Source organism: Streptococcus symci (assembly GCF_006385165.1).
Taxonomy (GTDB): Bacteria; Bacillota; Bacilli; order Lactobacillales; family Streptococcaceae; genus Streptococcus; species Streptococcus symci.
Genome location: NZ_VFJA01000002.1, coordinates 1 through 26768 on the forward strand (window position 1 = coordinate 1; position 26768 = coordinate 26768).

At 35.5% G+C, this 26768-nt stretch carries 22 protein-coding genes and 4 pseudogenes; 11 read left to right on the forward strand and 15 right to left on the reverse strand.

The features are described 5' to 3' along the window. The 11 genes and pseudogenes from FJN11_RS10985 to FJN11_RS10990 form a co-directional block, all read right to left on the reverse strand. Window positions 1-109, reverse strand: a pseudogene (locus FJN11_RS10985) (ABC transporter permease); the annotation flags it as partial. Between the two features lie 172 nt (window positions 110-281). Next, window positions 282-917 (reverse strand): TetR/AcrR family transcriptional regulator, encoded by a 636-nt coding sequence (locus FJN11_RS04670; RefSeq protein ID WP_140224203.1) that lies wholly within the window; start codon window positions 915-917, stop codon window positions 282-284. Between the two features lie 431 nt (window positions 918-1348). Beyond that, window positions 1349-2392, reverse strand: a complete 1044-nt coding sequence (locus tag FJN11_RS04675; RefSeq protein ID WP_140224204.1) for an ATP-binding protein — start codon at window positions 2390-2392, stop codon at window positions 1349-1351. A 1352-nt stretch (window positions 2393-3744) separates the two neighbouring features. Then, a complete protein-coding gene (locus tag FJN11_RS04680) occupies window positions 3745-5028 on the reverse strand; it encodes a cellulose synthase (protein WP_140224205.1) in 1284 nt (427 codons plus the stop codon). Between the two features lie 75 nt (window positions 5029-5103). Next, on the reverse strand, window positions 5104-5448 hold the full coding sequence (locus FJN11_RS04685; RefSeq protein WP_140224206.1) for a hypothetical protein: 345 nt from the start codon (window positions 5446-5448) through the stop codon (window positions 5104-5106). 292 nt (window positions 5449-5740) lie between these two features. Continuing rightward, a pseudogene (locus FJN11_RS04690) lies at window positions 5741-6036 on the reverse strand (ATP-grasp domain-containing protein); the annotation flags it as partial. 13 nt (window positions 6037-6049) lie between these two features. Further along, a complete protein-coding gene (locus FJN11_RS04695) occupies window positions 6050-6289 on the reverse strand; it encodes a hypothetical protein (RefSeq protein ID WP_042751170.1) in 240 nt (79 codons plus the stop codon). 28 nt (window positions 6290-6317) lie between these two features. Next, window positions 6318-7679, reverse strand: coding sequence for a hypothetical protein (locus FJN11_RS04700; RefSeq protein WP_140224207.1), 1362 nt, complete (start codon window positions 7677-7679; stop codon window positions 6318-6320). Between the two features lie 2 nt (window positions 7680-7681). After that, window positions 7682-8206 carry a hypothetical protein gene (locus FJN11_RS04705; protein ID WP_140224208.1) on the reverse strand — a complete coding sequence of 175 codons (525 nt, stop codon included), beginning with the start codon at window positions 8204-8206 and terminating at the stop codon, window positions 7682-7684. A gap of 232 nt (window positions 8207-8438) precedes the next feature. Continuing rightward, on the reverse strand, window positions 8439-10163 hold the full coding sequence (locus tag FJN11_RS04710) for a hypothetical protein (RefSeq protein WP_246039360.1): 1725 nt from the start codon (window positions 10161-10163) through the stop codon (window positions 8439-8441). Window positions 10164-10244: 81 nt separating this feature from the next. Next, window positions 10245-10376, reverse strand: coding sequence for a hypothetical protein (locus FJN11_RS10990; RefSeq protein WP_425471093.1), 132 nt, complete (start codon window positions 10374-10376; stop codon window positions 10245-10247). A gap of 354 nt (window positions 10377-10730) precedes the next feature. Here FJN11_RS10990 and FJN11_RS04720 point away from each other — a divergent pair. From FJN11_RS04720 to FJN11_RS04775, 11 genes and pseudogenes are all read left to right on the forward strand, one after another. After that, window positions 10731-11030 (forward strand): annotated as a pseudogene (locus tag FJN11_RS04720) (conjugal transfer protein); the annotation flags it as partial. After that, window positions 11014-13461, forward strand: coding sequence for a conjugal transfer ATPase TcpF (gene tcpF / locus FJN11_RS04725; protein ID WP_000331160.1), 2448 nt, complete (start codon window positions 11014-11016; stop codon window positions 13459-13461). The pseudogene FJN11_RS04720 and the gene tcpF, both read left to right, overlap by 17 nt. Before the next feature lie 2 nt (window positions 13462-13463). Next, window positions 13464-15641 (forward strand): CD3337/EF1877 family mobilome membrane protein, encoded by a 2178-nt coding sequence (locus FJN11_RS04730; RefSeq protein ID WP_050232626.1) that lies wholly within the window; start codon window positions 13464-13466, stop codon window positions 15639-15641. Beyond that, window positions 15638-16639, forward strand: a complete 1002-nt coding sequence (locus FJN11_RS04735; protein WP_000769868.1) for a bifunctional lytic transglycosylase/C40 family peptidase — start codon at window positions 15638-15640, stop codon at window positions 16637-16639. The genes FJN11_RS04730 and FJN11_RS04735 overlap by 4 nt, the downstream gene beginning before the upstream one ends. Continuing rightward, window positions 16636-17568 (forward strand): conjugal transfer protein, encoded by a 933-nt coding sequence (locus FJN11_RS04740; RefSeq protein ID WP_001224318.1) that lies wholly within the window; start codon window positions 16636-16638, stop codon window positions 17566-17568. The genes FJN11_RS04735 and FJN11_RS04740 overlap by 4 nt, the downstream gene beginning before the upstream one ends. Before the next feature lie 313 nt (window positions 17569-17881). Beyond that, a pseudogene (locus tag FJN11_RS10995) lies at window positions 17882-17929 on the forward strand (hypothetical protein); the annotation flags it as partial. Window positions 17930-17944: 15 nt separating this feature from the next. Beyond that, entirely contained in the window at window positions 17945-19864 is a 1920-nt protein-coding gene (gene tet(M), locus FJN11_RS04750) for a tetracycline resistance ribosomal protection protein Tet(M) (protein WP_140224210.1), read from the forward strand. Window positions 19865-20227: 363 nt separating this feature from the next. Then, entirely contained in the window at window positions 20228-20473 is a 246-nt protein-coding gene (locus FJN11_RS04760; protein WP_140224211.1) for a hypothetical protein, read from the forward strand. Beyond that, window positions 20470-20805, forward strand: coding sequence for a DinB/UmuC family translesion DNA polymerase (locus FJN11_RS04765; protein ID WP_000806926.1), 336 nt, complete (start codon window positions 20470-20472; stop codon window positions 20803-20805). Before FJN11_RS04760 ends, FJN11_RS04765 begins: the two co-directional genes overlap by 4 nt. A gap of 12 nt (window positions 20806-20817) precedes the next feature. Then, window positions 20818-21186, forward strand: a complete 369-nt coding sequence (locus FJN11_RS04770) for a hypothetical protein (protein WP_000567222.1) — start codon at window positions 20818-20820, stop codon at window positions 21184-21186. Then, window positions 21173-21472 (forward strand): DUF5960 family protein, encoded by a 300-nt coding sequence (locus tag FJN11_RS04775; RefSeq protein WP_001072467.1) that lies wholly within the window; start codon window positions 21173-21175, stop codon window positions 21470-21472. The genes FJN11_RS04770 and FJN11_RS04775 overlap by 14 nt, the downstream gene beginning before the upstream one ends. A 117-nt stretch (window positions 21473-21589) precedes the next feature. Here the strand turns inward: FJN11_RS04775 and msr(D) are convergent, their stop codons facing one another. From msr(D) to rlmD, 4 genes are all read right to left on the reverse strand, one after another. After that, window positions 21590-23053, reverse strand: a complete 1464-nt coding sequence (gene msr(D) / locus FJN11_RS04780) for an ABC-F type ribosomal protection protein Msr(D) (RefSeq protein WP_000420313.1) — start codon at window positions 23051-23053, stop codon at window positions 21590-21592. A 20-nt stretch (window positions 23054-23073) separates the two neighbouring features. After that, entirely contained in the window at window positions 23074-24291 is a 1218-nt protein-coding gene (mef(A), locus tag FJN11_RS04785) for a macrolide efflux MFS transporter Mef(A) (protein WP_000417519.1), read from the reverse strand. A 385-nt stretch (window positions 24292-24676) separates the two neighbouring features. Further along, window positions 24677-24847 carry a hypothetical protein gene (locus tag FJN11_RS04790; protein WP_000873143.1) on the reverse strand — a complete coding sequence of 57 codons (171 nt, stop codon included), beginning with the start codon at window positions 24845-24847 and terminating at the stop codon, window positions 24677-24679. 514 nt (window positions 24848-25361) lie between these two features. Further along, window positions 25362-26717, reverse strand: a complete 1356-nt coding sequence (rlmD, locus tag FJN11_RS04795) for a 23S rRNA (uracil(1939)-C(5))-methyltransferase RlmD (protein ID WP_140224212.1) — start codon at window positions 26715-26717, stop codon at window positions 25362-25364. Window positions 26718-26768 lie beyond the last annotated feature (51 nt).

The window sequence follows — 26768 nt, forward strand, 5'->3', positions numbered from 1 at the left end:
TAATAATGATTGCTGTAATACCTAACACTATAAATATAGTACACAACCAGGCTAAAAATAATTTAGATTTAGAAACTTTATTTAATTCAATTTTAATAAGCGACAACATAGATTATTTCCTCCAAAAGATTTTGTTAATATTAATGACACTATTCTCAAAGTACTTTACATACTCATGGTATGTAAAAACCTAAAAAAGAAACATACTACAGGTATGTATAATAGTATTTTTAATACCATAGCTAGAGTATGGTATTTTAAAAAATATCTATACGTAAAACTTATTTACTGTTTTTTAAGTGATCAAATAATTTGAAAATTACTTCCATCATTTCATCAGTAATCAACTGTACTCCCAGACCTTCAAAAGTTAGTTTAATGAAATTCATTTTACGCTTTAATTCTTCTACTGAATAAATAGAAATTTTGAACCCAATCCAAATATTCAATGTTAAGACAATCAAATCAGCTAGCTCTTCTGGGTATTCTGTTTTAATTGATTTATCTTCAACACCTTCGAAAACTTTTTCTCTAATCTCTGGTAAAAAATCAGAAAATAAATTTAGATACTGTTCACCTAATAAACGTGGGCTTCTTAACATAATTGAAGCTGAGTATACAAGCCTTTGTTGTTCAAAATCAGAGAAAGCATCCATCAAAGAATTTTGTATTTTTTCTAATGCAGTATCTCCTCTCCAATTATAATTTAGAATTTCTTGATTATTTTCGCTAAGAATTGATTGCAAAATTGCATCTTTAGACTCAAAATGATGATAAATAACACCTTTTGTCAACCCACCTAACCCATCTATTATATCTTGTATTGAGGTATTATCAAATCCTTTTTCTAAAAATAAACCTTTAGAAACTTCTAATATTTTTCTTCTTGTTTCTTCTGGATTTCTATTCCTTGCCATTATAATCCCCCTTTTTCATACCGCTGGTATGTATTTGTATTATAATGTATTAAACTCATAATGTCAAGTTCCTTGTTATTTACTACATAATTTTACGCAGTTCATTTTCTCTCCTGAAAATCAAAAAGGAGAACAATATACAATTGTTCTCTCTTAAGATAAATATTTATTGTTGTATTCATTTTTCCGATACGCAAACGACATCTACAAATACATTTACATCTATGTTTCTTTTTAGGACTTTTTTGACGTCAAAATTGCCTTTATCTACAAATACAAAATGCTTGTAAAATAGCTTAAAATCAAGGATTTTCACCCTCTTGTTCGTTGTAGAAACACTACACACTCGACATGTGGTGCTAGTGACTGCATATACTATGAAACGAAATGAGGTTTGTCAGAATTAGGAATGTACTTTTTAACGAAATACATTAAAAATTTATATTTCTAGATGGAAATGATGCTTTAGAAATAGATATCATATCGTGAGCTGCTATTTTTTCTCCAGCATCAATTATTGAACTCAACAGTGTAGTACTATCAATATCGGTATTCTGGAGTGGAAGTTCAATTGCGACTAAAGTTCCATCTAATTGATTAGGTCCATCTTCAATTTCTTCAATATCGCCACTTGTATAAACGTAGTTATCGCCACTTATTAATAAAAATCTCCCATTTAATTTCTTACATAACTCACTTACTACATATAGCCCAAATCCTGAGTTACTCCATCTATCAGTATCTCTATTTTCTGTTCCTCTTCGAAATGCTTTAGATATACCCGGTCTTATTGCTGAACGTAAAGAATCAAGATTAGTCTCATTCTCTCTTTTATGGAATTGGTTTGCCGTTAAGCTCCTATGAACTCCAATTCCTTCATCCATTATTACAATTTGTGCTCTGGAATAGCTACTACTAGGCCAAGCTTGACCACAAATCCATAAATCGTCTTTACCTGAATGTTCAGGAACATTTCTAATTATTTCTCTGATAATATATTTCAATATTTCTTGCAACTCACTGTGACCTGTAACTATCTGCGCTAGCTGAGTAGCACGGCCAATGATATAATCTCCCCTCTCGAAATATTCTCCACGTAAGAAACTTTTTCCATACTCTTCTTTTACATTTATATTTGTTATGGGAATATAGGTATTATTCCCTTTAACATGACCAGTATTTTTACCTTCAGTAGCATGTGGAACAAAATATTTAAATAAGCCCATCCATCCATAGTAACCACTATTTTTTCCAGTAGCTTCAAGGATAGAAACTACTATTCCTTCTCGATCTTCAATAATTTTTCTAAATTGGTAACCAAAATATATCATTGCAATCGGCTCCGCCCACCTAAGAAATCTAAAGTCTAATATTATTTCCTTATCATTTTCTGAAAGTTTATCAATTTCCTTCAATAAATAGTCATATCTATTTTTGACTTTATCAAAACTTAGAGACCTTATCTCAATTTTCATATTGTTAATATCTCCTAACTATTAATTACTTATTCGAGTCCTAGTTTGACCCCCTAACCCCCTCATCGAATTATACAAATCTTTCAAACCATAAATACTTTTACAATAAGAATATTCGATTGTTACACCCTCTCTATGATAATTAATCTTCTTTTTTTAGCACCATTATATCACAAAAAACACATAAATTACCTGCACTCTTAGAATATTATAAAACGACTTCAGCTCCATTGACAATGCAACTGTAACTTACTTTCCGAATATTATTTTTTAAACAATCCAAACATCAAGTGGGATAATCTCCTTACATCCCCCCACCCATAGTAAGAATAATTTCTATATGTTTGAAATTTGTATTACCACAGCTACATTCCATAACAATGTAGCAATCGTCATCATCAAAAAAGTTTACAAATCAACCATTTTTGCAATTTCGAGATACGAACAAGTATAAGTTAATGCTTTGCCATCAGGAATTTTGTAACTTGCTGTGAATATCTCGAGTTAAAGCATACCATAGTAGTCGATATAAAAATATAACTCAATTGAGTTACCGCTAGTGATTCTAATAGGATAGTTCAATTCTATTATACTGTTCCTCATTTAGTATAAATTGAATCGTTCTAAGATCATTATATGGTGGATAGCCGAATCTCTCAGAAAGAATTCTACGGAGCTGGTTTACTTGAGCATCTGTTAAGTAAGAACTAGTAATTAAATCTGTCCCACAAAATTTGAAAGTATACAATTTGTTAATATCATATTGTGGAATAAATCCTCTAAATAGAAGCCAATTTTGTGTTTTACCATATTCCACAGTTTCCAACTTTAGTATCAAACTATGAGTCATCATTATTCCTCCATTATTATTAATCTTAGTTATTATATCATGTTTTTTCAATAAATAAACGTTTTTAGTATAAATTTATATTATAATACTCTTATCGACCATTTAGTGATACTTGTGAAGGATGCATTTATTCCCATTAATCCTCATTTTATGGAAATAACTCCGTGATTTCTTGTGTTTATGGATATAAATGACACAAAAATCAAGATACTTCATCAAGATACTAAATTTGAACTCTACCTTTAATATTTTTATACCTCTGATAAAAGAACTTACCTACAAGGTATTTCTTAACCTCTTTCGTTACAAGTTTTTTACGCCTTTGCTAGTAAAAGCTAAACACTCCACGTGGTGCTAGCGAACTTCTATATTATAGAACAAAAATATATTCTTTCTTGTACCAAATACCTATTTAAAATAAATGTGTAAAATTATTTATTACTAAAATAGTTAATCATTTATTCCAATAACACTACATTCTGTAAAAACCAAAAACACAAAATTACCAATAGTACCTTTTCTCTCTTAGATATTGTTCTTTTTGTTCTCTAGAATTGTCATGATTTCTGATTCCTAACAATTCGTCTGTTGAAGAAACTATTGGGTCGATCCAGTCAGCTTTGGATCTAATCCAATCAATTTCCTCTTTACTAAGTTTCCCTACTATCTCCAGTTTATCAGCCATCAGTCTTAAATCATTTGCTGTTTGAAAATCTTCTAGCATATTTAGAAGAGACATTGTCCGCTTCTTCTCTTCTTCGATTCTATTTTGTAATTTTCTTTTTCGCTCCTGCTCCTCTTCGTATTGTCTTGCTCTCTCTTCACGTTCAAGTCGTAAGTTCTTAACTTTATAATACTCTTGGTAAATTAAAACGATTATTTCTGGGATTGATTGTTCAAGTGTGAATTCTTTAGTATCTTTAATGTATTTACCATCTATTATCTTAAATCGAAATTTTCCATTTGGAATATAGTCATACTTCTTTATTCTTGGTTTAAAAGCATATCTATTAAACTTAACGCTATCATTGTACTCTGCTAGTTCTTTAGCTTCTTCTTTTGTCAATTCATGACTTACTTTGTCTGTTAACTCTATAACTTCAAAACGAACAATATCCTTATCAATTTGAATATCCCAATTTGAAGTTACAATATCACCGATTCTTTCAATTACAGTAACTAGAGTATCTAAAAAGCGATATAAGCGTGGAAGAGAATTTAGTGAAATATTTTTTACAAATTTAGGTTCTTTTAAATCATTATATCTGTGTCTAGAATCAAAGTAAGGATAGGAAGCAGCTTTTTCCCTCTTATTCCACTCTGCTATTTTATCTCTTAGATTAGCTACAGATTTATGTAATCTCTTATTTGGAGACTGGTTTAAGTTTGAAACGGCTTCTATAATAAGCTCAATTTTATCGTCCGCTAAAAATGATAATGAACTTCTTATACTAGTTGTATCAAGTTTAACAGTATCTTTATTTTTATCTTCCGAAGTCTCCTCTTTATATTTAACAGGTTTTATTCTATTGTTTTTTAGACTTTTTCTATCAATATTAACTTCATTTACGTCATTTTGTGGTAATGGAACAATAAATTCACTTAAATCTTGTTCAGTATTCTTACGATACCAATAACTCCCATTTGGAATTGGGATTTCAAATTCTTTGCATTTCTTAAGTAAGTCTGAATAACTTAAATCATATTTCAATGAAACTTGTTTTGCACTTATCTCCCAGATTTCTTCATAGAGTTCTTCTCTAGAGAAGGTCTTTATCATCTTCATTCGAAACACCTTTACCCTTATATTTTACATCACCGTTTTTATATTTACCAAGCGAAAACGCAAATTCAAAAACTTCTAATTCTTCACTTCTGCATTTTCGCTTAATATAAAAAGTAAATCTTGTTTTAAACCGTTAAATTCCTCTATAATTTTATCTAAACTAGTTTCAATATTTTCAACACGGATCTCAGATAGTTTCCCATGATTGTATGAAATCATTCTTTCACCGATAATATGATATGACCAACTCTCAGTGAAACGTCTATCTCTTTCTTCGTTATGAATAGCAAAACCAATTGGAAGAAGATTATTTCTAAGACCTATCGCAACTGCTTGTGAACTTATACCTAAATAATCACCAGCAATTTTTAATGTGATTTTATTTAACTTTCTAATATCTTCGTCGGTATATTTCGGCATGTTAATACTCCTTTGTTATAATTCAAAATGCAATAGTTTTCTAGCTGTCATAAAATGTGAATAACAATTCTCCTATGAACAATATCTATTATGTTCATCAAGCTTTTAAATTGTTATAAAATTCAGTTGATCATTTAGTAATCATATCGAATGTTTCCATAATTCCTATTTTCCTAATCAACTTTCAAATATATAGCGCTTTCATTATCTTCTTATTCTATTATATCATTATTCAAAGTAAAAAACTGTAACCTAGTAGTTACAGTTTTTCACAGATTTACTTCTGGTCTTTCTAAAAATTTATAAGTTCACTTTCAGGAATGTTAAAAACATCGTATTTTTCAAAATAGGGTTTTACCATTTCTTTCTATCTACGTTTAAGAAAATTGATATAGTTTAAAGCAGATAGCCAATAAGCTATAGGCGCATCTTTCCAACATGATATGGCTTCATCAATTACACTTGCATCAAAATGTGCATGATAATCACCTGTATAGGGGCGAACATCAATACTTGACCATCTAACACAAAACAGCGCCATTCTGCTATGAATTCTACAACTTCACTAATATTATATCTATAACAGAAAATCTTTTCCTTATTACTCTTTGTTCAAAGATTCCAGAATTTCTCTATAACCTTCGTAGAAACGATCTCTTGTAACTACCTCACCAGGATATTTTTTTTCAAGAAGTAAGAATATATCATTTGGATTAATTCCTTCATCTAAAAAATCTTGATACAGTGGGCTACATAACCTCATTTCACCTTTACTTGAAAATTTTAAAAATGTTCCATATATTGGAATCATTGACAATAGATTGTATAGACTTTTTTTCATTGTTTTCCTTTTATCTAAGTTTATTAATTTAATCAAATATAACTAACCTATCATTACTGAAGTTATTAAAGGTAAGATTTACTTTTTCATAAACCTCTTGAGTTTCCTTATAAATCTTATCCGAAACATATGAAGCTCTCAATTCGGATTTCTCAGTCAGCACCCACTTTAACTGAGAGTATGAATATTTTGCAAAAGCAATCCATTGTGCGTAATTTATTGTCATAGGATTTTTTGTAAAGTAGATTTTCCCTGCATTAGCAGATGCGGCTATAGAATGTCCAATAAATAGCATCGTATGTAATTTGGGGTGTTTCTCTCTATCCAACGAAAAAGGAATAGAATTTTTTATTGAATGTCCTTCGTTGATTTTCTTAAGGGCGTATCCAATTCTGATTATAACTTCAATAATCATTGTGGAAATAGCCATACTACTAAAATGAATGAAATCATAGCCTTCGTAATACATTCCTTGTACTATTTCTGCTATTGTTTGATCCTCGTCACCAATTTTTCCAAACTGAAGCAAATTAAATAATCCCATCAATGGTGCAGGTAATCCCATTGATGTCGTAATATCAGATTTAAAATGAATTATCTGCTTTGCTATTGCTGCAAAAATATCACTTTCTTTTCTATCTGTGTAATTATCCATAAATTGAGATACTATTTTCCCAGTTTTATCAATAGTAGTCATCTTACCATTTAGAATATCACATACACCAATTACTAAACCAAGAAGTGGATCATGTCCAAGAGATAACAATCTATGATAATATGCAGATAGTCCATTAACATTTACTTTAGTATGACGATTATCTTGAGCATCAAAAGGGACTTTACTGACCTTTGAATTTGCCAACTTATCCATTTCTTCTTCAGGAAATCGTTGATTAAACCAGTCTCTTACATAATTAGATAAAGGGCCACCTTTTAAACCATTCGGAGTTTTCTCAGGTATTCCAATTAAAAGAATATCAATAATCGCTGCTAATATACCAGCTCCTGCACAAATCGATATATCAATTTTATCAAGTTTATGAATGTTGTTAAAATCATCCTGCAATGATTGAATAACTGTCTGATTAAGTTCCAATTCTTCATTTGTGAAGAGTGCATCTAGTTCATTCATTGAACCAACTTCGCACTCCGCTTTTATTACTAAGTCTTCCCATTTAGGTACAACGATAGTTTGTTTTTTAGTTTCGGTATCTATTATTGGTAAATCAGTCAGAGTATAGCCTAGCTCTCTCAATAATTTTTCACTTTCCTCTATACGTTCTTCTGCAATAGACATATCGGGTCTGTTTATTAAATCTAACTCTTTGGTTTGATGAGTTAAAATATTATTGAATTTTTGTTCTTCATCAGAATAAATGAATTTACTCATTGTTAGTCCCCTAAATCGTTTTTCAAATCTTTAATTGCTTGAGTTAGGAGGATATTTAAACTCTGTAAATAATCTAGGCGTTCCTTATCAGCATCTGCCTCAGTTTTCAGAGCTTGTATAATAGCTTCATGTTTTTGCAATGCTTCTTTATATAACCGTTCTTTTTCCTGTTTAAGTTGTTTATTTTTTAGATTAGAAGCTAATAATATACCGCCTCCGGCTAATACAACGACTGGAGCAGCCATTACAAACACTCCAGCTACCATACCACCTCCAACGACACCGCCAATAGCTGCAAGGCCTGAAGTAATGCCAGCCGCTGATAACCCTACAGTACCTAAACCATAAAGAGCTGCGAATGAACTTATCCCACCAATACCTGCTCCCAATGCACCAGCTAACACTTCTGGAATTGGACTCTCTCTTATTGTACGTGTTTTATCATTAAGAGCTGCCGCTGCTTCATTAATTATGTTTACAACTTGTTGTAGTGATTCTACATTTTGAAATATTGCTTCTTTACTCATAAAAAATCCTCAATCTTTTATTATTTTAATTATACCATGTATAAATTGAAAAACTGCAACATAAAAGTTACAGTCTAACAATATTTATCCAAAAACAGTGTAATGAATTATACCCTATCCTTTATCATTCACGAGAAATACTCACACATCAACATGTACTGACAGTATTTTCCAATACTATCAAATAAAAAGGATTTCTTCTCTTTAAGATTATATTATTGAACGAAAATATCTATTCCTCTTCATAATAATTCCTGCATTCCTCACATAAAAATGGCTCATCCTCACTTGGTGAACCGAAATCGTTACGACCACAATGCTCACACTCTGTTACTTCATTAATTTCTCCACAGTTTAGACATCTACCAAAATCTGTGATAGTTTCATCAACACATATCCACTCCTCTCCACACTCTTGACACGGTAAATCTAAAATAGGATCCGGACCACCATCTTTGATAATAGAATATTTAGAACTTTCCACTATATCCTTATAATCTGTGAATTCACTATTTATTATATCAACCAATCTTTTTCCTAGTCTATGCAGATCGTACTCTGAAATGCCATCCATTTGGACGGGCATATAAGTACCTTGAAACTCATCAAATTCAATAACACCATAAGTATAGGACACTCTTCCAATTTCTTCTATACTTGGACTCCCGTCTTTTTTATACCCTAAATATAGGAAACTTTGGGAACCTTCATAGTCGTTAATATCAGTATTAGCCTCAAAACTAATTACGTAACCATCAATTTTGTTTTCAATTTCAAATACAACACTATTTGAATTACAAATCTTTAGTTCAGTATAATCACTGAAATTCAAATACTCACTGAATCTGAAGGATTCTTCAATCGAATCATAAACTTGACTCAATTTATCATTGAATAGAGCTAGAATCTGGTTACTATTTCGAGTTGTTACCCCACTCTCGCTTTCCTTCAATTCAAGAATTCTATCCGACATTAACTCTTCCTGTAATAATAATTCAAATTCAAACTCTTCTTCCTTGCGCACCTCCTCTGATTTTAACTCTGATGACATCTTTTGTATACCACAAAGTAAAGCTTTCTGAACGACATCTATTGAATGTAATATACTCTTATAGGCTGATTTATCTATCATTTTATTGTGAGCGATATGATTTCGATCTAGTTCAAATCTTCTGAAATAATCTAGAAAATTATCTGGCAAAAATGGTGAAAAATAAGTTTGCCACCAATCACTATATACAACTTGCTGTCTTTGTAGAATTCTAGTCAAATTTTCCAAATGTAAATTAAGTTGAGTCAATTCCAATATATTCTCTTTAGAAGCATCCCACTTCATCACTTTATTTGAAAATATATCAAGCAAATCACCTGTATCAATAGACATCAATCTTTCATCTACATCTTTGAAATTATCAATTATTGCTTTGTAGTCAACATATCTAATTTTGTGTTTTCCTTGAATTTTTAAGGGTACAAGTCTCCACCAATGAATACCAAATTTTCGATTCATAACCAATGTAATAAATTTTCTAGCTAAATTTTCGACAGTAAAAACTTTAGGGTATAAATCGGTTGCTAAAAATTCGGACTCAGAATCAAATAACCAGAATATTTTCTTGTGCTTTGTTTTAATAAAATTTTTGACTATTCTCTTTAATCGCTCAAGGTATTCATTTTCTGTACTAATTATATAATTTTCGCTTTGAATTGAAACCATCAGTTCATAATTTTTTTCATAGGTACTAAATTCGACACCAATTCTCCATATGTACTCTCCAGAATGAAAATCAATAAGATAAAGTGGTACTTCAGTTAGGCTATAAAATTCACTATCTACTTCCTCAGCATCAATTACTCCTGATTCGACCAAGAAATTTTGAAATTCCATCAAATAAGTATCGAAATTATCAACAACTTTTTGCTCTGCAACTGCTACAAATTCAACTAATGTCTTCAAATTCTTATTAACTCCAATTATAATATTATGTCAATTATACCATAAAACCAAAAAAGACTGCAACTTCCCAGTCACAGTCTCTTATAAATCTACCTCAGTTCCTTCAAGGAAAGTTACTACAATTTGTCCAGCTTCTGAAATACTGATGTGGTCGAGTACTTGATTCATGATAACTCCATCAAATTTATCTAAATCTAGTAATTGTTTAAACATCCAATCTGGCCTTTGATCCTATATCGATTGTTACACTGCCAGACTGGCTGTTTCTCCCTGCTCGTGGTCTAGCTCTTCCTGCCAAATAGTTCTCCAGATTCCCTGAAAAATACTTTGCAGGTGAATGGGGTTTGTTAGCACTGGATAATGTAGAAATTGATATGGTTATCCTGCCGAAGCTGTTCTTTCCGTTCCATCTCAAGTTTCACCAAATTCAAGCCTTCCACATTAATGATATTAATGATTTATTCTTGATCACTTTAATATATCCACACTAAAGATAAAAGGTCACTGTTACCAGCGACCTCATATAGTCTTTCTATAAAATGTTTCTAGGCTTTTACGAGCAGAGCAACACACTCCACGTGGTTTGTCGTGTCACTCTTTGCAGTGATGATACTTGGCAACTTGCCCCCTCTTTCCATGATAGAGGGAGCATTTCTCAAATACTTTGGGATTCCTGTGGCTTTCACATGGTTTATGTCTACAAAAACTTTTGATGGTAAAAAGCCTTATGGATTTTTGAAGTCTGTCATTGCTTATGCACTGCGACCAAAGCTGACCTATGCAGGAAAAAAAGTAACGCTTGGCAGAAACCAGCCACAAGAAGCCATTACAGCAGTTAGGAGTGAATTTTATGGCATATCCAATTAAATACATTGAAAACAATCTCGTCTGGAATAAAGACGGGGAATGTTATGCTTACTATGAGCTTGTTCCTTACAATTACTCATTTCTAAGTCCAGAACAGAAAATACAAGTGCATGATTCTTTCAGACAGCTTATCGCACAAAATCGTGATGGCAAAATTCATGCTTTACAAATCAGTACAGAATCCAGCATACGTTCTGCACAAGAGCGTTCCAAAAATGAAGTCACTGGCAAGCTCAAAGCGGTTGCCTATGACAAAATCGACCAACAGACAGACGCTTTAATATCCATGATTGGCGAAAATCAAGTGAACTACCGTTTCTTTATCGGCTTTAAGTTGCTTCTCAACGATCAGGAGTTTTCTATGAAAAGTCTTACCGTTGAAGCAAAAAATGCTTTGTCTGATTTTGTCTATGATGTGAACCATAAGCTGATGGGCGATTTTGTTAGTATGAGTAATGATGAAATCCTGCGTTTTCAGAAGATGGAAAAGCTCTTAGAAAATAAAATCTCTCGTCGTTTCAAAATCCGCAGGTTAGATAAGGACGACTTCGGCTATCTGATTGAACACCTTTACGGACAGACAGGCACTGCCTATGAAGAGTATGAGTACCATCTATCAAAGAAAAAGCTGGATAATGAAACGCTGATTAAATACTATGACTTGATTAAGCCTACTCGCTGTTTGGTGGAAGAAAAACAGCGATATTTGAAAATCCAGCAGGAAGATGAAACCGTCTATGTAGCTTACTTTACCATTAACAGCATTGTCGGAGAACTGGACTTCCCGTCCTCTGAAATCTTCTACTACCAGCAACAGCAATTTACATTCCCGATTGATACGTCAATGAATGTGGAAATTGTAGCGAATCGTAAAGCCCTATCTACTGTCCGCAATAAAAAGAAAGAACTGAAAGACTTGGATAACCACGCTTGGCAAAGTGATAATGAAACCAGCTCCAATGTGGCGGAAGCTCTGGAAAGTGTGAATGAGCTGGAAACCAATTTAGACCAAAGCAAGGAATCTATGTACAAGCTGTCTTATGTGGTAAGGGTATCAGCAAATGATCTTGACGAACTCAAACGTCGTTGTAATGAAGTGAAAGATTTTTATGACGATTTAAGCGTAAAACTGGTACGACCATTTGGGGATATGCTCGGCTTACATGAAGAATTTTTACCTGCCAGCAAGCGTTATATGAATGATTATATTCAATACGTGACCTCTGATTTCCTCGCTGGTTTAGGTTTTGGTGCTACTCAAATGCTGGGGGAAAATGAGGGGATTTATGTTGGCTACAGCTTAGATACTGGACGCAATGTCTATCTGAAACCTGCTCTTGCCAGTCAAGGGGTTAAGGGTTCAGTAACCAATGCGTTAGCGTCGGCTTTTGTTGGTTCGCTGGGTGGTGGTAAATCCTTTGCGAATAACCTTATCGTCTATTATGCGGTGCTTTATGGGGCACAAGCAGTGATTGTAGACCCAAAAGCAGAACGTGGCAGATGGAAAGAAACCTTGCCAGAGATTTCCCATGAAATCAATATCGTCACTCTGACTTCTGATGAGAAAAACAAAGGCTTACTTGACCCTTATGTGATTATGAAAAATCCCAAAGATTCTGAATCACTGGCTATTGATATTCTGACATTCCTTACGGGGATTTCCTCTCGTGATGGGGAACGCTTCCCAATCCTTAGAAAAGCCATTCGTGCAGTAACCAATAGTGAAGTACGAGGGTTGATGAAAGTGATTGAGGAATTACGGGTTGAGAATACGCCACTAAGTACCAGTATAGCCGACCATATCGAAAGTTTTACAGACTATGACTTTGCACATTTATTATTCAGTAATGGTTATGTGGAGCAGTCTATCAGCTTAGAAAAACAACTGAACATTATACAGGTTGCGGACTTGGTACTTCCCGACAAGGAAACTTCCTTTGAGGAATATACCACTATGGAGCTTTTATCCGTTGCTATGCTGATTGTCATTAGTACCTTTGCTTTAGACTTTATCCATACAGACCGAAGCATTTTCAAGATTGTAGATTTAGACGAAGCATGGAGCTTTTTACAGGTAGCACAAGGAAAAACACTATCTATGAAGCTGGTTCGGGCTGGTCGTGCTATGAACGCTGGGGTATATTTCGTGACCCAAAATACAGACGACCTCTTAGATGAAAAACTGAAAAATAACCTCGGCTTAAAATTTGCATTTCGTTCCACTGACCTTAACGAGATTAAAAAGACCTTAGCCTTTTTTGGTGTAGACCCAGAGGACGAAAACAATCAGAAGCGATTGCGTGATTTGGAAAACGGGCAATGCCTTATCAGTGATTTATATGGTCGTGTCGGTGTGATACAGTTCCACCCTGTATTTGAAGAACTGCTCCATGCCTTTGATACCAGACCACCTGTGCGAAAAGAGGTGTAAATGTGAAACCATCAATAGTAAACAGAATAAAATCAAACTGGACGCTGAAACGTCTAGGTAAAGTGGCAATGACAGTGGCTTTCACACTTGTGATTGCCATTTTTCTTTTAGCCATGCTGGGAACGGTGGTTCAAGCTGCGGGCTTGGTAGATGATACGGTCAATGTGGCAAATGAATACAGCCGATTCCCACTTGAAAACTATCAACTGGATTTTTATGTGGATAATAGCTGGGGCTGGCTTCCGTGGAACTGGTCGGACGGGATTGGAAAACAGGTCATGTATGGACTATATGCCATTACCAATTTTATTTGGACAATCAGTTTGTATGTTTCCAATGCGACAGGTTACTTAGTACAGGAAGCCTATTCCTTAGACTTCATTTCCGCTACAGCAGATTCCATTGGTAAGAATATGCAGACCTTAGCTGGTGTGAGTGCAAACGGATTTTCAACAGAGGGTTTCTATGTTGGATTCCTCTTACTCTTGATTTTGGTTCTTGGGGTTTATGTTGCCTATACGGGACTGATAAAGAGAGAAACCACAAAGGCAATTCATGCCATTATGAATTTTGTGCTGGTGTTTATCCTATCGGCTTCCTTTATTGCCTACGCTCCCGACTACATTAAAAAAATCAATGACTTTTCATCAGACATCAGTAATGCCAGTTTATCACTTGGCACGAAGATTGTCATGCCCCATTCCGATAGTCAAGGCAAGGACAGCGTGGACTTAATCAGAGATAGCCTGTTTTCCATACAGGTTCAGCAACCGTGGCTACTGCTTCAATACAACAGTTCAGACATTGAAAGTATCGGTATTGACCGTGTGGAAAGCCTGCTCTCCACCAGCCCAGATTCCAACAATGGCGAAGACAGAGAAAAAATTGTTGCGGAAGAAATTGAAGACAGAAGCAATACCAATCTAACCATTACAAAGACCATTAACCGTTTAGGTACAGTCTTCTTCCTATTTGTCTTCAATATTGGGATTTCCATATTTGTATTCCTATTAACAGGAATCATGATTTTCTCGCAGGTACTTTTTATCATCTATGCTATGTTTCTGCCTGTGAGCTTTATTTTAAGCATGATTCCATCATTTGATGGTATGTCAAAACGAGCCATAACAAAGCTCTTTAATACCATTTTGACACGAGCTGGAATCACATTGATTATTACGACAGCATTTAGTATTTCAACCATGCTCTATACCTTATCGGCTGGTTATCCGTTCTTTTTGATTGCTTTTCTACAGATTGTGACCTTTGCAGGAATCTACTTCAAGCTGGGCGATTTAATGAGTATGTTTTCTCTACAGAGTAACGATTCTCAAAGTGTGGGAAGTCGTGTGATGAGAAAACCTCGTATGCTTATGCACGCTCACATGCACCGTCTACAGCGGAAACTTGGACGTTCCATGACTACTCTAGGGGCTGGGTCTGCCATTGTTACAGGTAAAAAAGGACAGTCGGGTTCGGGGAGTTCTGCAAGGACACAAGCAGATCACTCCCGACCAGACGGAAAGGAAAAATCAACACTTGGAAAACGTATCGGTCAAACCATCGGTACAGTAGCTGATACCAAAGACAGAATGGTAGACACTGCTAGTGGTTTGAAAGAACAGGTTAAAGATTTGCCGACCAATGCAAGATATGCAGTATATCAAGGAAAATCCAAAGTAAAAGAGAATGTCCGTGATTTAACCAGTAGTATTTCTCAAACCAAAGCGGACAGAGCCAGTGGACGCAAGGAACAGCAGGAACAAAGGCGAAAAACCATTGCGAAGCGTCGCTCTGAAATGGAACAGGTCAAACAGAAAAAACAGCCTGCTTCTTCTGTTCATGAAAGACCGACTACAAGACAAGAACAATATCATGATGAACAGACCTCAAAACAGTCTAATATTCAGACTTCATATAAGGAATCTCAACAAGCCAAACAAGAGCGTCCAGCAGTTAAGTCCGATTTTTCAAGTCCAAAAGTGGAACGCCAAGGCAATACCGTTCAAGAAAAAACCGTTCAAAAGCCAGCAACTTCAACCACTACAGCAGATAGAACTTCACAACGTCCAATCACAAAAGAACGTCCGTCTACTGTTCAAAGAGTACCACTACAAAATACAAGAAGTAGACCACCAATCAAAACCGCCACCATTAAGAAAGTCGGTAAGAAACCATGAAGTTGAAAACTTTAGTGATTGGTGGTTCTGGATTATTCTTGATGGTCTTCTCACTGCTTCTGTTTGTTGCCATTTTATTTTCAGATGAACAGGACAGCGGAATTTCCAATATTCATTATGGAGGTGTGAATGTTTCCGCAGAAGTGCTGGCTCATAAGCCTATGGTAGAAAAATATGCCAAAGAATATGGCGTTGAAGAATATGTCAACATACTTCTTGCGATTATACAGGTGGAATCGGGCGGTACTGCGGAAGATGTTATGCAGTCCTCGGAATCCCTCGGTCTTCCACCTAATTCATTGAGTACAGAAGAATCCATTAAGCAAGGTGTGAAGTATTTCAGTGAATTATTAGCCAGTAGCGAAAGGCTCAGTGTAGATTTAGAATCGGTTATCCAGTCCTACAATTATGGTGGTGGTTTCTTAGGGTATGTGGCTAATCGTGGAAATAAATATACCTTTGAACTGGCTCAAAGTTTCTCAAAAGAGTATTCAGGTGGCGAAAAAGTGTCTTACCCCAATCCCATAGCCATACCTATCAATGGGGGCTGGCGATACAACTATGGCAATATGTTTTATGTGCAACTGGTAACGCAGTATCTTGTCACAACAGAGTTTGATGATGATACGGTACAAGCCATCATGGACGAAGCACTGAAATATGAGGGCTGGCGATACGTTTACGGTGGAGCTTCCCCGACTACTTCTTTTGATTGTAGCGGACTGACACAATGGACGTATGGAAAAGCTGGAATTAACTTACCACGAACCGCACAACAGCAATATGATGTGACCCAGCATATCCCACTATCGGAAGCACAAGCTGGCGATTTGGTTTTCTTTCATTCTACCTATAACGCTGGCTCTTATATTACTCATGTTGGGATATACCTTGGCAATAACCGTATGTTTCATGCAGGCGACCCAATCGGTTATGCCGACTTAACAAGCCCCTACTGGCAACAGCATTTAGTGGGAGCAGGACGAATCAAACAATGAGAAAGGAAGATTTAATGATGAAATTTAGAAAAAATCAGAATAAAGAAAAACAGATACCAAAGGAAAAGAAACCTCGTGTCTATAAGGTCAATCCTCATAAAAAGGTTGTGATTGCCTTGTGGGTACTTTTAGGGCTTAGTTTCAGCTTTGCGATATTCAAGCACTTTACAGCTATAGATACTCATACTATTCACGAAACAACTATCATAGAAAAGGAATACGTTGATACTCATCATGTAGAAAATTTTGTAGAGAACTTTGCGAAAGTCTACTATTCATGGGAGCAATCCGATAAGTCCATTGATAATCGAATGGAAAGTCTAAAAGGCTATCTGACAGATGAACTTCAAGCTCTCAATGTTGATACAGTACGCAAAGATATTCCTGTATCGTCTTCTGTAAGAGGATTTCAGATATGGACGGTAGAGCCAACTGGCGACAATGAGTTTAATGTAACCTACAGTGTAGACCAGCTCATTACAGAGGGAGAAAATACAAAGACCGTCCACTCTGCTTATATAGTGAGTGTCTATGTAGATGGTTCTGGAAATATGGTACTGGTTAAGAATCCGACCATTACCAACATACCTAAGAAATCAAGTTATAAACCAAAAGCCATTGAAAGTGAGGGGACGGTTGATTCCATTACAACCAATGAAATCAATGAGTTTTTAACGACGTTCTTCAAGCTCTATCCTACAGCGACAGCCAGTGAACTTTCCTACTATGTGAATGACGGGATATTAAAACCAATCGGAAAAGAGTACATCTTTCAAGAACTGGTAAATCCTATTCACAATCGTAAGGATAATCAAGTCACGGTATCGCTGACAGTGGAGTATATCGACCAGCAGACCAAAGCAACGCAGGTATCTCAATTTGATTTGGTACTTGAAAAGAACGGGAGTAATTGGAAGATTATAGAATAACAAATATTGGTACATTATTACAGCTATTTTGTAATCACGTACTCTCTTTGATAAAAAATTGGAGATTCCTTTACAAATATGCTCTTACGTGCTATAATTTAAGTATCTATTTAAAAGGAGTTAATAAATATGCGGCAAGGTATTCTTAAATAAACTGTCAATTTGATAGTGGGAACAAATAATTGGATGTCCTTTTTTAGGAGGGCTTAGTTTTTTGTACCCAGTTTAAGAATACCTTTATCATGTGATTCTAAAGTATCCGGAGAATATCTGTATGCTTTGTATGCCTATGGTTATGCATAAAAATCCCAGTGATAAAAGTATTTATCACTGGGATTTTTATGCCCTTTTGGGTTTTTGAATGGAGGAAAATCACATGAAAATTATTAATATTGGAGTTTTAGCTCATGTTGATGCAGGAAAAACTACCTTAACAGAAAGCTTATTATATAACAGTGGAGCGATTACAGAATTAGGAAGCGTGGACAAAGGTACAACGAGGACGGATAATACGCTTTTAGAACGTCAGAGAGGAATTACAATTCAGACAGGAATAACCTCTTTTCAGTGGGAAAATACGAAGGTGAACATCATAGACACGCCAGGACATATGGATTTCTTAGCAGAAGTATATCGTTCATTATCAGTTTTAGATGGGGCAATTCTACTGATTTCTGCAAAAGATGGCGTACAAGCACAAACTCGTATATTATTTCATGCACTTAGGAAAATGGGGATTCCCACAATCTTTTTTATCAATAAGATTGACCAAAATGGAATTGATTTATCAACGGTTTATCAGGATATTAAAGAGAAACTTTCTGCCGAAATTGTAATCAAACAGAAGGTAGAACTGTATCCTAATATGTGTGTGACGAACTTTACCGAATCTGAACAATGGGATACGGTAATAGAGGGAAACGATGACCTTTTAGAGAAATATATGTCCGGTAAATCATTAGAAGCATTGGAACTCGAACAAGAGGAAAGCATAAGATTTCAGAATTGTTCTCTGTTCCCTGTTTATCACGGAAGTGCAAAAAACAATATAGGGATTGATAACCTTATAGAAGTGATTACGAATAAATTTTATTCATCAACACATCGAGGTCAGTCTGAACTTTGCGGAAAAGTTTTCAAAATTGAGTATTCGGAAAAAAGACAGCGTCTTGCATATATACGTCTTTATAGTGGCGTACTGCATTTGCGAGATTCGGTTAGAATATCGGAAAAGGAAAAAATAAAAATTACAGAAATGTATACTTCAATAAATGGTGAATTATGTAAGATTGATAGAGCTTATTCTGGAGAAATTGTTATTTTGCAAAATGAGTTTTTGAAGTTAAATAGTGTTCTTGGAGATACAAAACTATTGCCACAGAGAAAAAAGATTGAAAATCCGCACCCTCTACTACAAACAACTGTTGAACCGAGTAAACCTGAACAGAGAGAAATGTTGCTTGATGCCCTTTTGGAAATCTCAGACAGTGACCCGCTTCTGCGATATTATGTGGATTCTGCGACACATGAAATCATACTTTCTTTCTTAGGGAAAGTACAAATGGAAGTGACTTGTGCTCTGCTGCAAGAAAAGTATCATGTGGAGATAGAAATAAAAGAGCCTACAGTCATTTATATGGAAAGACCGTTAAAAAAAGCAGAGTATACCATTCACATCGAAGTTCCACCGAATCCTTTCTGGGCTTCCATTGGTTTATCTGTATCACCGCTTCCGTTGGGAAGTGGAATGCAGTATGAGAGCTCGGTTTCTCTTGGATACTTAAATCAATCATTTCAAAATGCAGTTATGGAAGGGATACGCTATGGCTGTGAACAAGGATTGTATGGTTGGAATGTGACGGACTGTAAAATCTGTTTTAAGTATGGCTTATACTATAGCCCTGTTAGTACCCCAGCAGATTTTCGGATGCTTGCTCCTATTGTATTGGAACAAGTCTTAAAAAAAGCTGGAACAGAATTGTTAGAGCCATATCTTAGTTTTAAAATTTATGCGCCACAGGAATATCTTTCACGAGCATACACCGATGCTCCTAAATATTGTGCGAACATCGTAGACACTCAATTGAAAAATAATGAGGTCATTCTTAGTGGAGAAATCACTGCTCGGTGTATTCAAGAATATCGTAGTGATTTAACTTTCTTTACAAATGGACGTAGTGTTTGTTTAACAGAGTTAAAAGGGTACCATGTTACTACCGGTGAACCTGTTTGCCAGCCCCGTCGTCCAAATAGTCGGATAGATAAAGTACGATATATGTTCAATAAAATAACTTAGTGTATTTTATGTTGTTATATAAATATGGTTTCTTGTTAAATAAGATGAAATATTTTTTAATAAAGATTTGAATTAAAGTGTAAAGGAGGAGATAGTTATTATAAACTACAAGTGGATATTGTGTGCTGAGAGCTTTCTTCTATACTAATAGACGAAAGGGTGTGAAAATGATTTTTAAATGATACTGTGGAACGGAACAGTAGCCCTAGTATTGACTACTGTCGTTTCTATTCATATTGGCTATTCTAGGACTGAGATGAAAAAATCTATAAATGCTCAGAATAAAATTGAACCCGCAAATCTCCCCAAAACAATGGTGAGTCATGTACTTGTATTATTCCGAAAAAATACACCTCTGGTGCAGTGAGACAAATTGGTGTATCTTATAGTGGCTTCGTAGATGAAAGCTATACTCTACTATCACTCTTTGATGATGTAGAACAAATTGAAAAAGATAATAGACTTCAGACAGCTATTGATGTTGTCAGAGAACAGTTTGGTTTTTTAGCCATACAAAAAGGAACCGTCCTAACTGAAGGTTCCAGAAATATTGAACGCAGTAAACTTATCGGTGGTCATTCCCCGGGTGGATTGGAGGGATTAAAATGAAACAAGAAAAAAATACAGTACAATTTTCAGAAATCCGTAGCAAAGGATGTAATGATATTGAAATGCTTGAAAGATTTTTACATGGAATCGTTGAAACAGCAACTTCAAAACTTCGTCAGAGAAAACTCAAAACAACTGAAATATCGATACGACTAGTACATGCTAAATCTGAAAACCGATTACCATTGGAATTTACATTTAGCATTAAGCCAACAAGCTCATCTGTGATAATCTATACTGAGGTAATCAATCGCTTTAAAGAATGTTACACAGGTGGGGGAATTCAAGGTTTTACGATTCAATTTGATAAAAATACCCTTGCCTCTGCATAGAAAGGATTTGATATGATTGACCGTTCATATTTACCATTTCAATCAGCAAGAGAGTACCAGGATACAAAGATGCAAAAATGGATGGGCTTTTTCCTATCTGAACATGCATCAGCACTCTCTGATGATACAAACAAAGTAACGTACATGTCTGACTTATCACTAGAGAAGAAATTATTACTCCTCAGTCAAGTATACGCCGGGCAGCTACGCACACGCATTCAAGTGATTGAAAAAAACAAGCGTGTTTCCTACACTGGAACAATACCAAGTCTGACCAAAGATTTCATTTTGATAAAAACTACAACAGGTCACATCAATTTGAAATTAAAAGACATTATTAGTATTGAACTTGTCGAGGAGGTGCTCTATGAATCAGCTTGAGTTTCAGCGTAATCACCTACAAATGGACTATTATAGCGAGAGCTACCAAGATTTTGAACGTGACTTCTACCGCTACTCTAACATGAATATTCCATTGACCTTCCTAACTGATGATATCCTAAAAACAATGGCGACTTCACGTAAGAATTACTTTGTCCTCAATAAGGAAAAGTCCAGAGATAACCGCGATCACTTCTTCATATTTGAAGTAAGTACCGTAGATGAGAATCCGCTAATCTATCATTATACATATAAGAAAACTACAATATATTTAGCAGAAAAATAGGAGCAGTTCAATTGACTGTTCCTATTTTTAATATTCATAAAATCTAAAGTCTTTATACTCTTTAACAATGGAGTCGCCAACCAGAACAGACTATACTGACCAGCGACTACCTTAAATTTAATGTTTCAGATTTATTTTCTTATCTCTAATTTCATAAACTACATCTGCTACATTTTCGAGTAATCGTTTATCGTGGGTGATAAACACGATAGTTCCGGTGTACTCCTTCATTAGTATTTCCAAAGCCTCTAAACTTGGTATGTCAAGGAAGTTACTGGGTTCATCCATTATTAGGATGTTATATCTACCCATGAGCATTTTAGCAAGCAACAATTTTATAATTTCTCCACCGCTTAAAACAGATAAACTTTTTCCAATATCGTTCTGTTTGAACCCCATAGATGCTAGCACTGAACGAATTTCTGATATATTGTAGTCACAATCCTTCTGCATAAACTCCATAACATTCTGATTACTGTTGTACTTGTAACCATTCTGTGCAAAGTAACCTATTTTTGCCTTAGGCGAAATAGAAATTCCTTCTTCATGGTTTAAGATCATTTGGATTAAAGTTGTTTTTCCGATTCCATTACCACCAGTTAACGCCACTTTTGCTCCTAACGGAATTTGAAAAGATGCATTTTCAAACAGAGCCTTATCCCCAAATACTTTATTAATTTCTGCACCGACTATAGGGTATGGATTATGGAGCTCCAATGCTTTACTTTGCCTGAAACGAATTCTGCGAATGCCTTCCGGAGCTTCTACTTTTCCTAAGGCCGCAATCCTGTGCTCTAGGGTTTTAGCAGCATTATACATCTTTTTTTCCTTACTTCCTATTGATTTTTGATGAGCTAAACGCCCTCCGTCTTCAGTACTTTTTTTCTTTGAAGAACCTTTTGCCTTCTGTTCTATTTTACGAGCCTGTTTTCGCTTTTCCTCCGCAGCCCTTTCCAATCGGGCACGTTCCGCAATAAATTGTTCGTATTCTGCAGCTTGGCTCTTACGTTCTTCCTCTTTCTGACGAAGATAATCAGAATAGTTTCCCCAATACTCAGTGATTTTGCCATCTTTCAGTTCCCATATTTTATCTACTATTTCATCAAGAAAATAGCGGTCATGGCTAATAACTAACAGTGCACCTGTAAAATATTTTAGCTGTCCTATTAGAAAATCAATTCCTTCACGGTCTAAATGGCTCGTAGGTTCATCCGCTAAAATACCATGAACCTGTGCCGATAAGGCCTGTGCTATTTTAAGCCTTGTTTCTTCACCACCGCTCATAGTCTGTATATTTAATTGCTCAACACCTAGCTTGCCTACAAGTGCAAAATCTTTTTCCTCCTGCAGAGTTACTTCGTCCAACTGGGGAATATAGGCAAGTTCACCCAGACGATTCATTTTACATCCTGGGGGAGTTAATTCTCCTAAAAGTACCCTGAGTAAAGTGCTTTTTCCAGCACCATTTGCTCCTACTAAACCAATACGGTCATAATCATATACTTCTAATTCATTTATATCTAAAACATCGCGTCCTTTGAATTCCACACGAATGTCTTTTGCTTTTAATATTAATTCCATAACATTTCCTCCAATATTGTTTATTTTAAATCTAATTTTCTAACCTCAGTTATCATTTGGCAAACTATAGCAATGCCAATAATTAAAATACCTGATAGTAAAAACCAATGATTTACACCGATTTTATCAGCAAAGAATCCAGAAAGAATTAACCCAATTGGCATAGCAAGTGACATGATACTTCCGATCAAAGAAAATACACGTCCTAAATATTCAGGCTTAATTTTCTCCTGAAAAAGAGCTGTTTGCACACCGCTATAAAATGGCACCGAAAGCCCCATTATTGCACAGCAAACTACGAATATTACAAATCCATTTGGAGGAAGTATTCCCGAAACGGCTAAACTGGTCCCCATTATAAAAAATGAACTTGTTATTAGTAATACATGCTTTTCGAAGCCCCCTAATCTTCCTAATAATAAGCCTCCTGCTAGCATCCCAAATGCAAAGGAAATTTCCGTAATAGAAATATGCACAGGCGTTCCATTAAAGTGTTCCATGCTTATTAAAGGAAATAGTGCATTGATTGGCATATAAACAAAAGTATATAGTGTTCCTAAGAGTAATAAGGCAAACAATCCTTTGTTTTGTCTCAGAACCACAACTCCTTCTTTCATCTCCCTTATGAAATTTGGTTCTAAACTTTGCACTTGATTACCCAGCTTAGGTATACGTACAATTGCTACCGTAATAGATGCAATCACAGCACCCAATACGTCGATGGCAATAATAGCATTTAAATCCCAAACGGAGTATAAGAGTGCTGCAACTGCCGGACTAACAATATAGCTTATAGACTGCAAAGACTGACTATAGCCTGCGCATTTCGTTAGCTGTTCTTCTGGTACTAAAAGTGGTGTAACCGCATTGAGTGCTGGGGTATGAAAAGCTGTTCCAATGCTACGGATAAACAATACTATCATAATCATCCAGACAGGTAGCTCCATACAGAATGCAACAATAGCAAGCACTGCACCAGCTGCTGCGATAATTAAATCGGCACCAATCATTATCTTCTTCCTATCATGACGATCCACTAGCACACCAATGGCAGGTCCCAAAATCGCATAGGGTAAAAAACCTACTAATGAAGCCATAGACAAGACCATCGCAGATCCTGTTTTTTCTGTAAGGTAAAAAATAATCGCCATTTGCAGGATGGCACTAGTGATTAATGATACTGCTTGCCCTGCCCATATTGCATAAAATTTTCGTTTCCAATTGTTGTATTTTTCCATTTATATTATCTCCTGCATATTATTTTGCTTGAATTTCTATTTTGAATAGCATTCTAGGCAATAAAAAATGCAGGCCAAACCCCACAATGTGGCTTTTGGTCTGCATACATACAATTTGGAAACATTCATATTAAAGACATAGTTAAATAAAGGTATAGTTAAATAACCAATATCCTCACCGTAACTAATGAATGCTCAATATCGTATAAATAAGCACAACAAAAAAGCCTATCATCGGGTATAGATTCTGCTTTTTTTATTGCCAGCTTATCTTAAACGCATTGAGGCTGTCATAGTTTCGGTTCCTCCTACATCTTTGTTTATATCAATTTATAGTATAACACAAAAAGATGATATGTTCAATATAAAAGTTATGGAATGAGACTCATACTTCCAATTCGATGCCAGATTTAAAGGATATGACGAAGTTTTCTTCATAGACTGTAACGCTCTGGATTATCTTCCTTAGTAGCAAGCGATTAGCTTTCACAAAATCTTCTGTTTGTAGTTTTAAAAATTCATCAGGATTTTCTAACTCAACCTCAAAATATTTCATTTTACATTCCCTCATTTCATTTATTGATAAATTGAGTTTGCAAAAAAGAGTGGACAATTTTTGTCTACTCTTAACCTTTAAAATAGTTTTTTTTAATCGATTTGAAGTTGCCTAAATTATTACTTATTCGGTAAAATGAAGTATTGCTTTCAACAGATTTCCTTCAACTACACTTCACTTGATTCAAACAAGGTGGGTACATTTCTATTCCCACAAACTCCTTGTCAATGGAAACAAACACGTACCCACAGGGTAAATGGAAATAGAAACTGATAATTTCTAGCTATCACTTCTACTCATTCCAAAAATTTTCTCACTCTGATACTTACCCACCATAAAGCAAAAAGCCTTGCAATCAAGGCTTTCATTATCCCTTTCGTTCAAAGGTTTCTAAGCTTTTACGAGCAGAGCGACACACTCAGCGGTTCGCTATCTCCGTTCTGTCTGCGTGCTAGCACTTGTCAATCACGGACAGCTATCGCATGGGCGGAAGTAAATGCTAATCTTCGTCGTTTTACTCCTTGACTAGCAAACTTACCGCCTCAACATGATGTGTTTGTGGAAAAAGATCCACCGGTTGGACTTTCTTCAATTCATATCCCAACTCTTGGTAGAGTTTGATATCACGCGCCATGGTTGCGGCATTGCAGGAGATATAGACGATGCGGTCTGCTCCTGTTTGGCTACTTGCCTTGATAAAGCTTTCGGTTAAGCCCTTACGTGGAGGATCAACCAAGATAACGGTTGGTTGAATTCCTTCCTTGAGCCAATTCTTCATGGCATTTTCAGCTGTATCACAGACATAGTTGGCATTTGAAATATTGTTCAGCTGAGCATTCTTTTTGCTATTCTCAACCGCTTCTGGAATCACTTCGACACCATAGACTTCCTTGACGTATTTCGCAACAGAGAGGCCAATCGTCCCGATACCAGAATAGGCATCAATAACCACGTCATCCTTTTTTAATTCAGCAAAGTCAATGGCTGTTTGATAAAGTTTTTCAGCCATTTCAGTATTGACTTGGTAAAAGGCTGGACCAGCGATTTGGTAGTCATTTCCCAACATTTGGTCGGTAATATAGTCTTGTCCATGAAGCGTACGCCAATCCTTACCAAAAATAGCATTAGTGTTCTGGTCATTGATATTTTGCATAACAGACACAATCTCTGGGAACTGCTTGATTAGTTGTTCAATCAATTGCTCCACACGAAAAACTTTAGGTCGAGTTGTTACCAAGATAACCATAATTTGACCTGAATAATGTCCGCGACGCACCACAAGATTCCGAATCAAGCCAGCTTGTTCCTTTTCATCATAAGGTTTCAAATCATAACGGCGGAGCAAGTCTCGTAGGGCTATTACTACCTCATCAATCACAGGATCCTGGATAAAGAAATCTTCTAGAGGCATGAGGTCATGCGAATTCTTACGGAAAAATCCTGTTTCCAAGACACCATTTACTCGACGAACAGGCACCTGAGCTTTGTTGCGATACTTGACTGGATTTTCCATGCCAAGCGTTTCAGCAACCTCTACATCTGCAATTCCAGCAATCTTGTATAGACTATCCTTAACTTGCTTGGTTTTAAACTTGAGCTGTTCTGGATAGGCAAGATGACCTAAATCCGCGATTCCTGAACGCAGGTAAGCCAAATCTAGATCTTGATTACGGTATGGTGATTGGACAAGGTATTCTTCAACTTTCCCAAAACCAATCTTTTTATTGACCTTGAGGACACGCATGAGGATTTTTTCACTCGGTAAAGCATTCTCGACAAAAAAGACCAAACCATCAACCTTGGCAACTCCTGCCCCTTCATGGGTCAAGTCGACAATTTCAACTTCTACAATATCATTTTTCTTTAACATTCTCTTCTCTTTCTATTGGCCGATAAAAAAGACGGCAACGTTACGGTTACC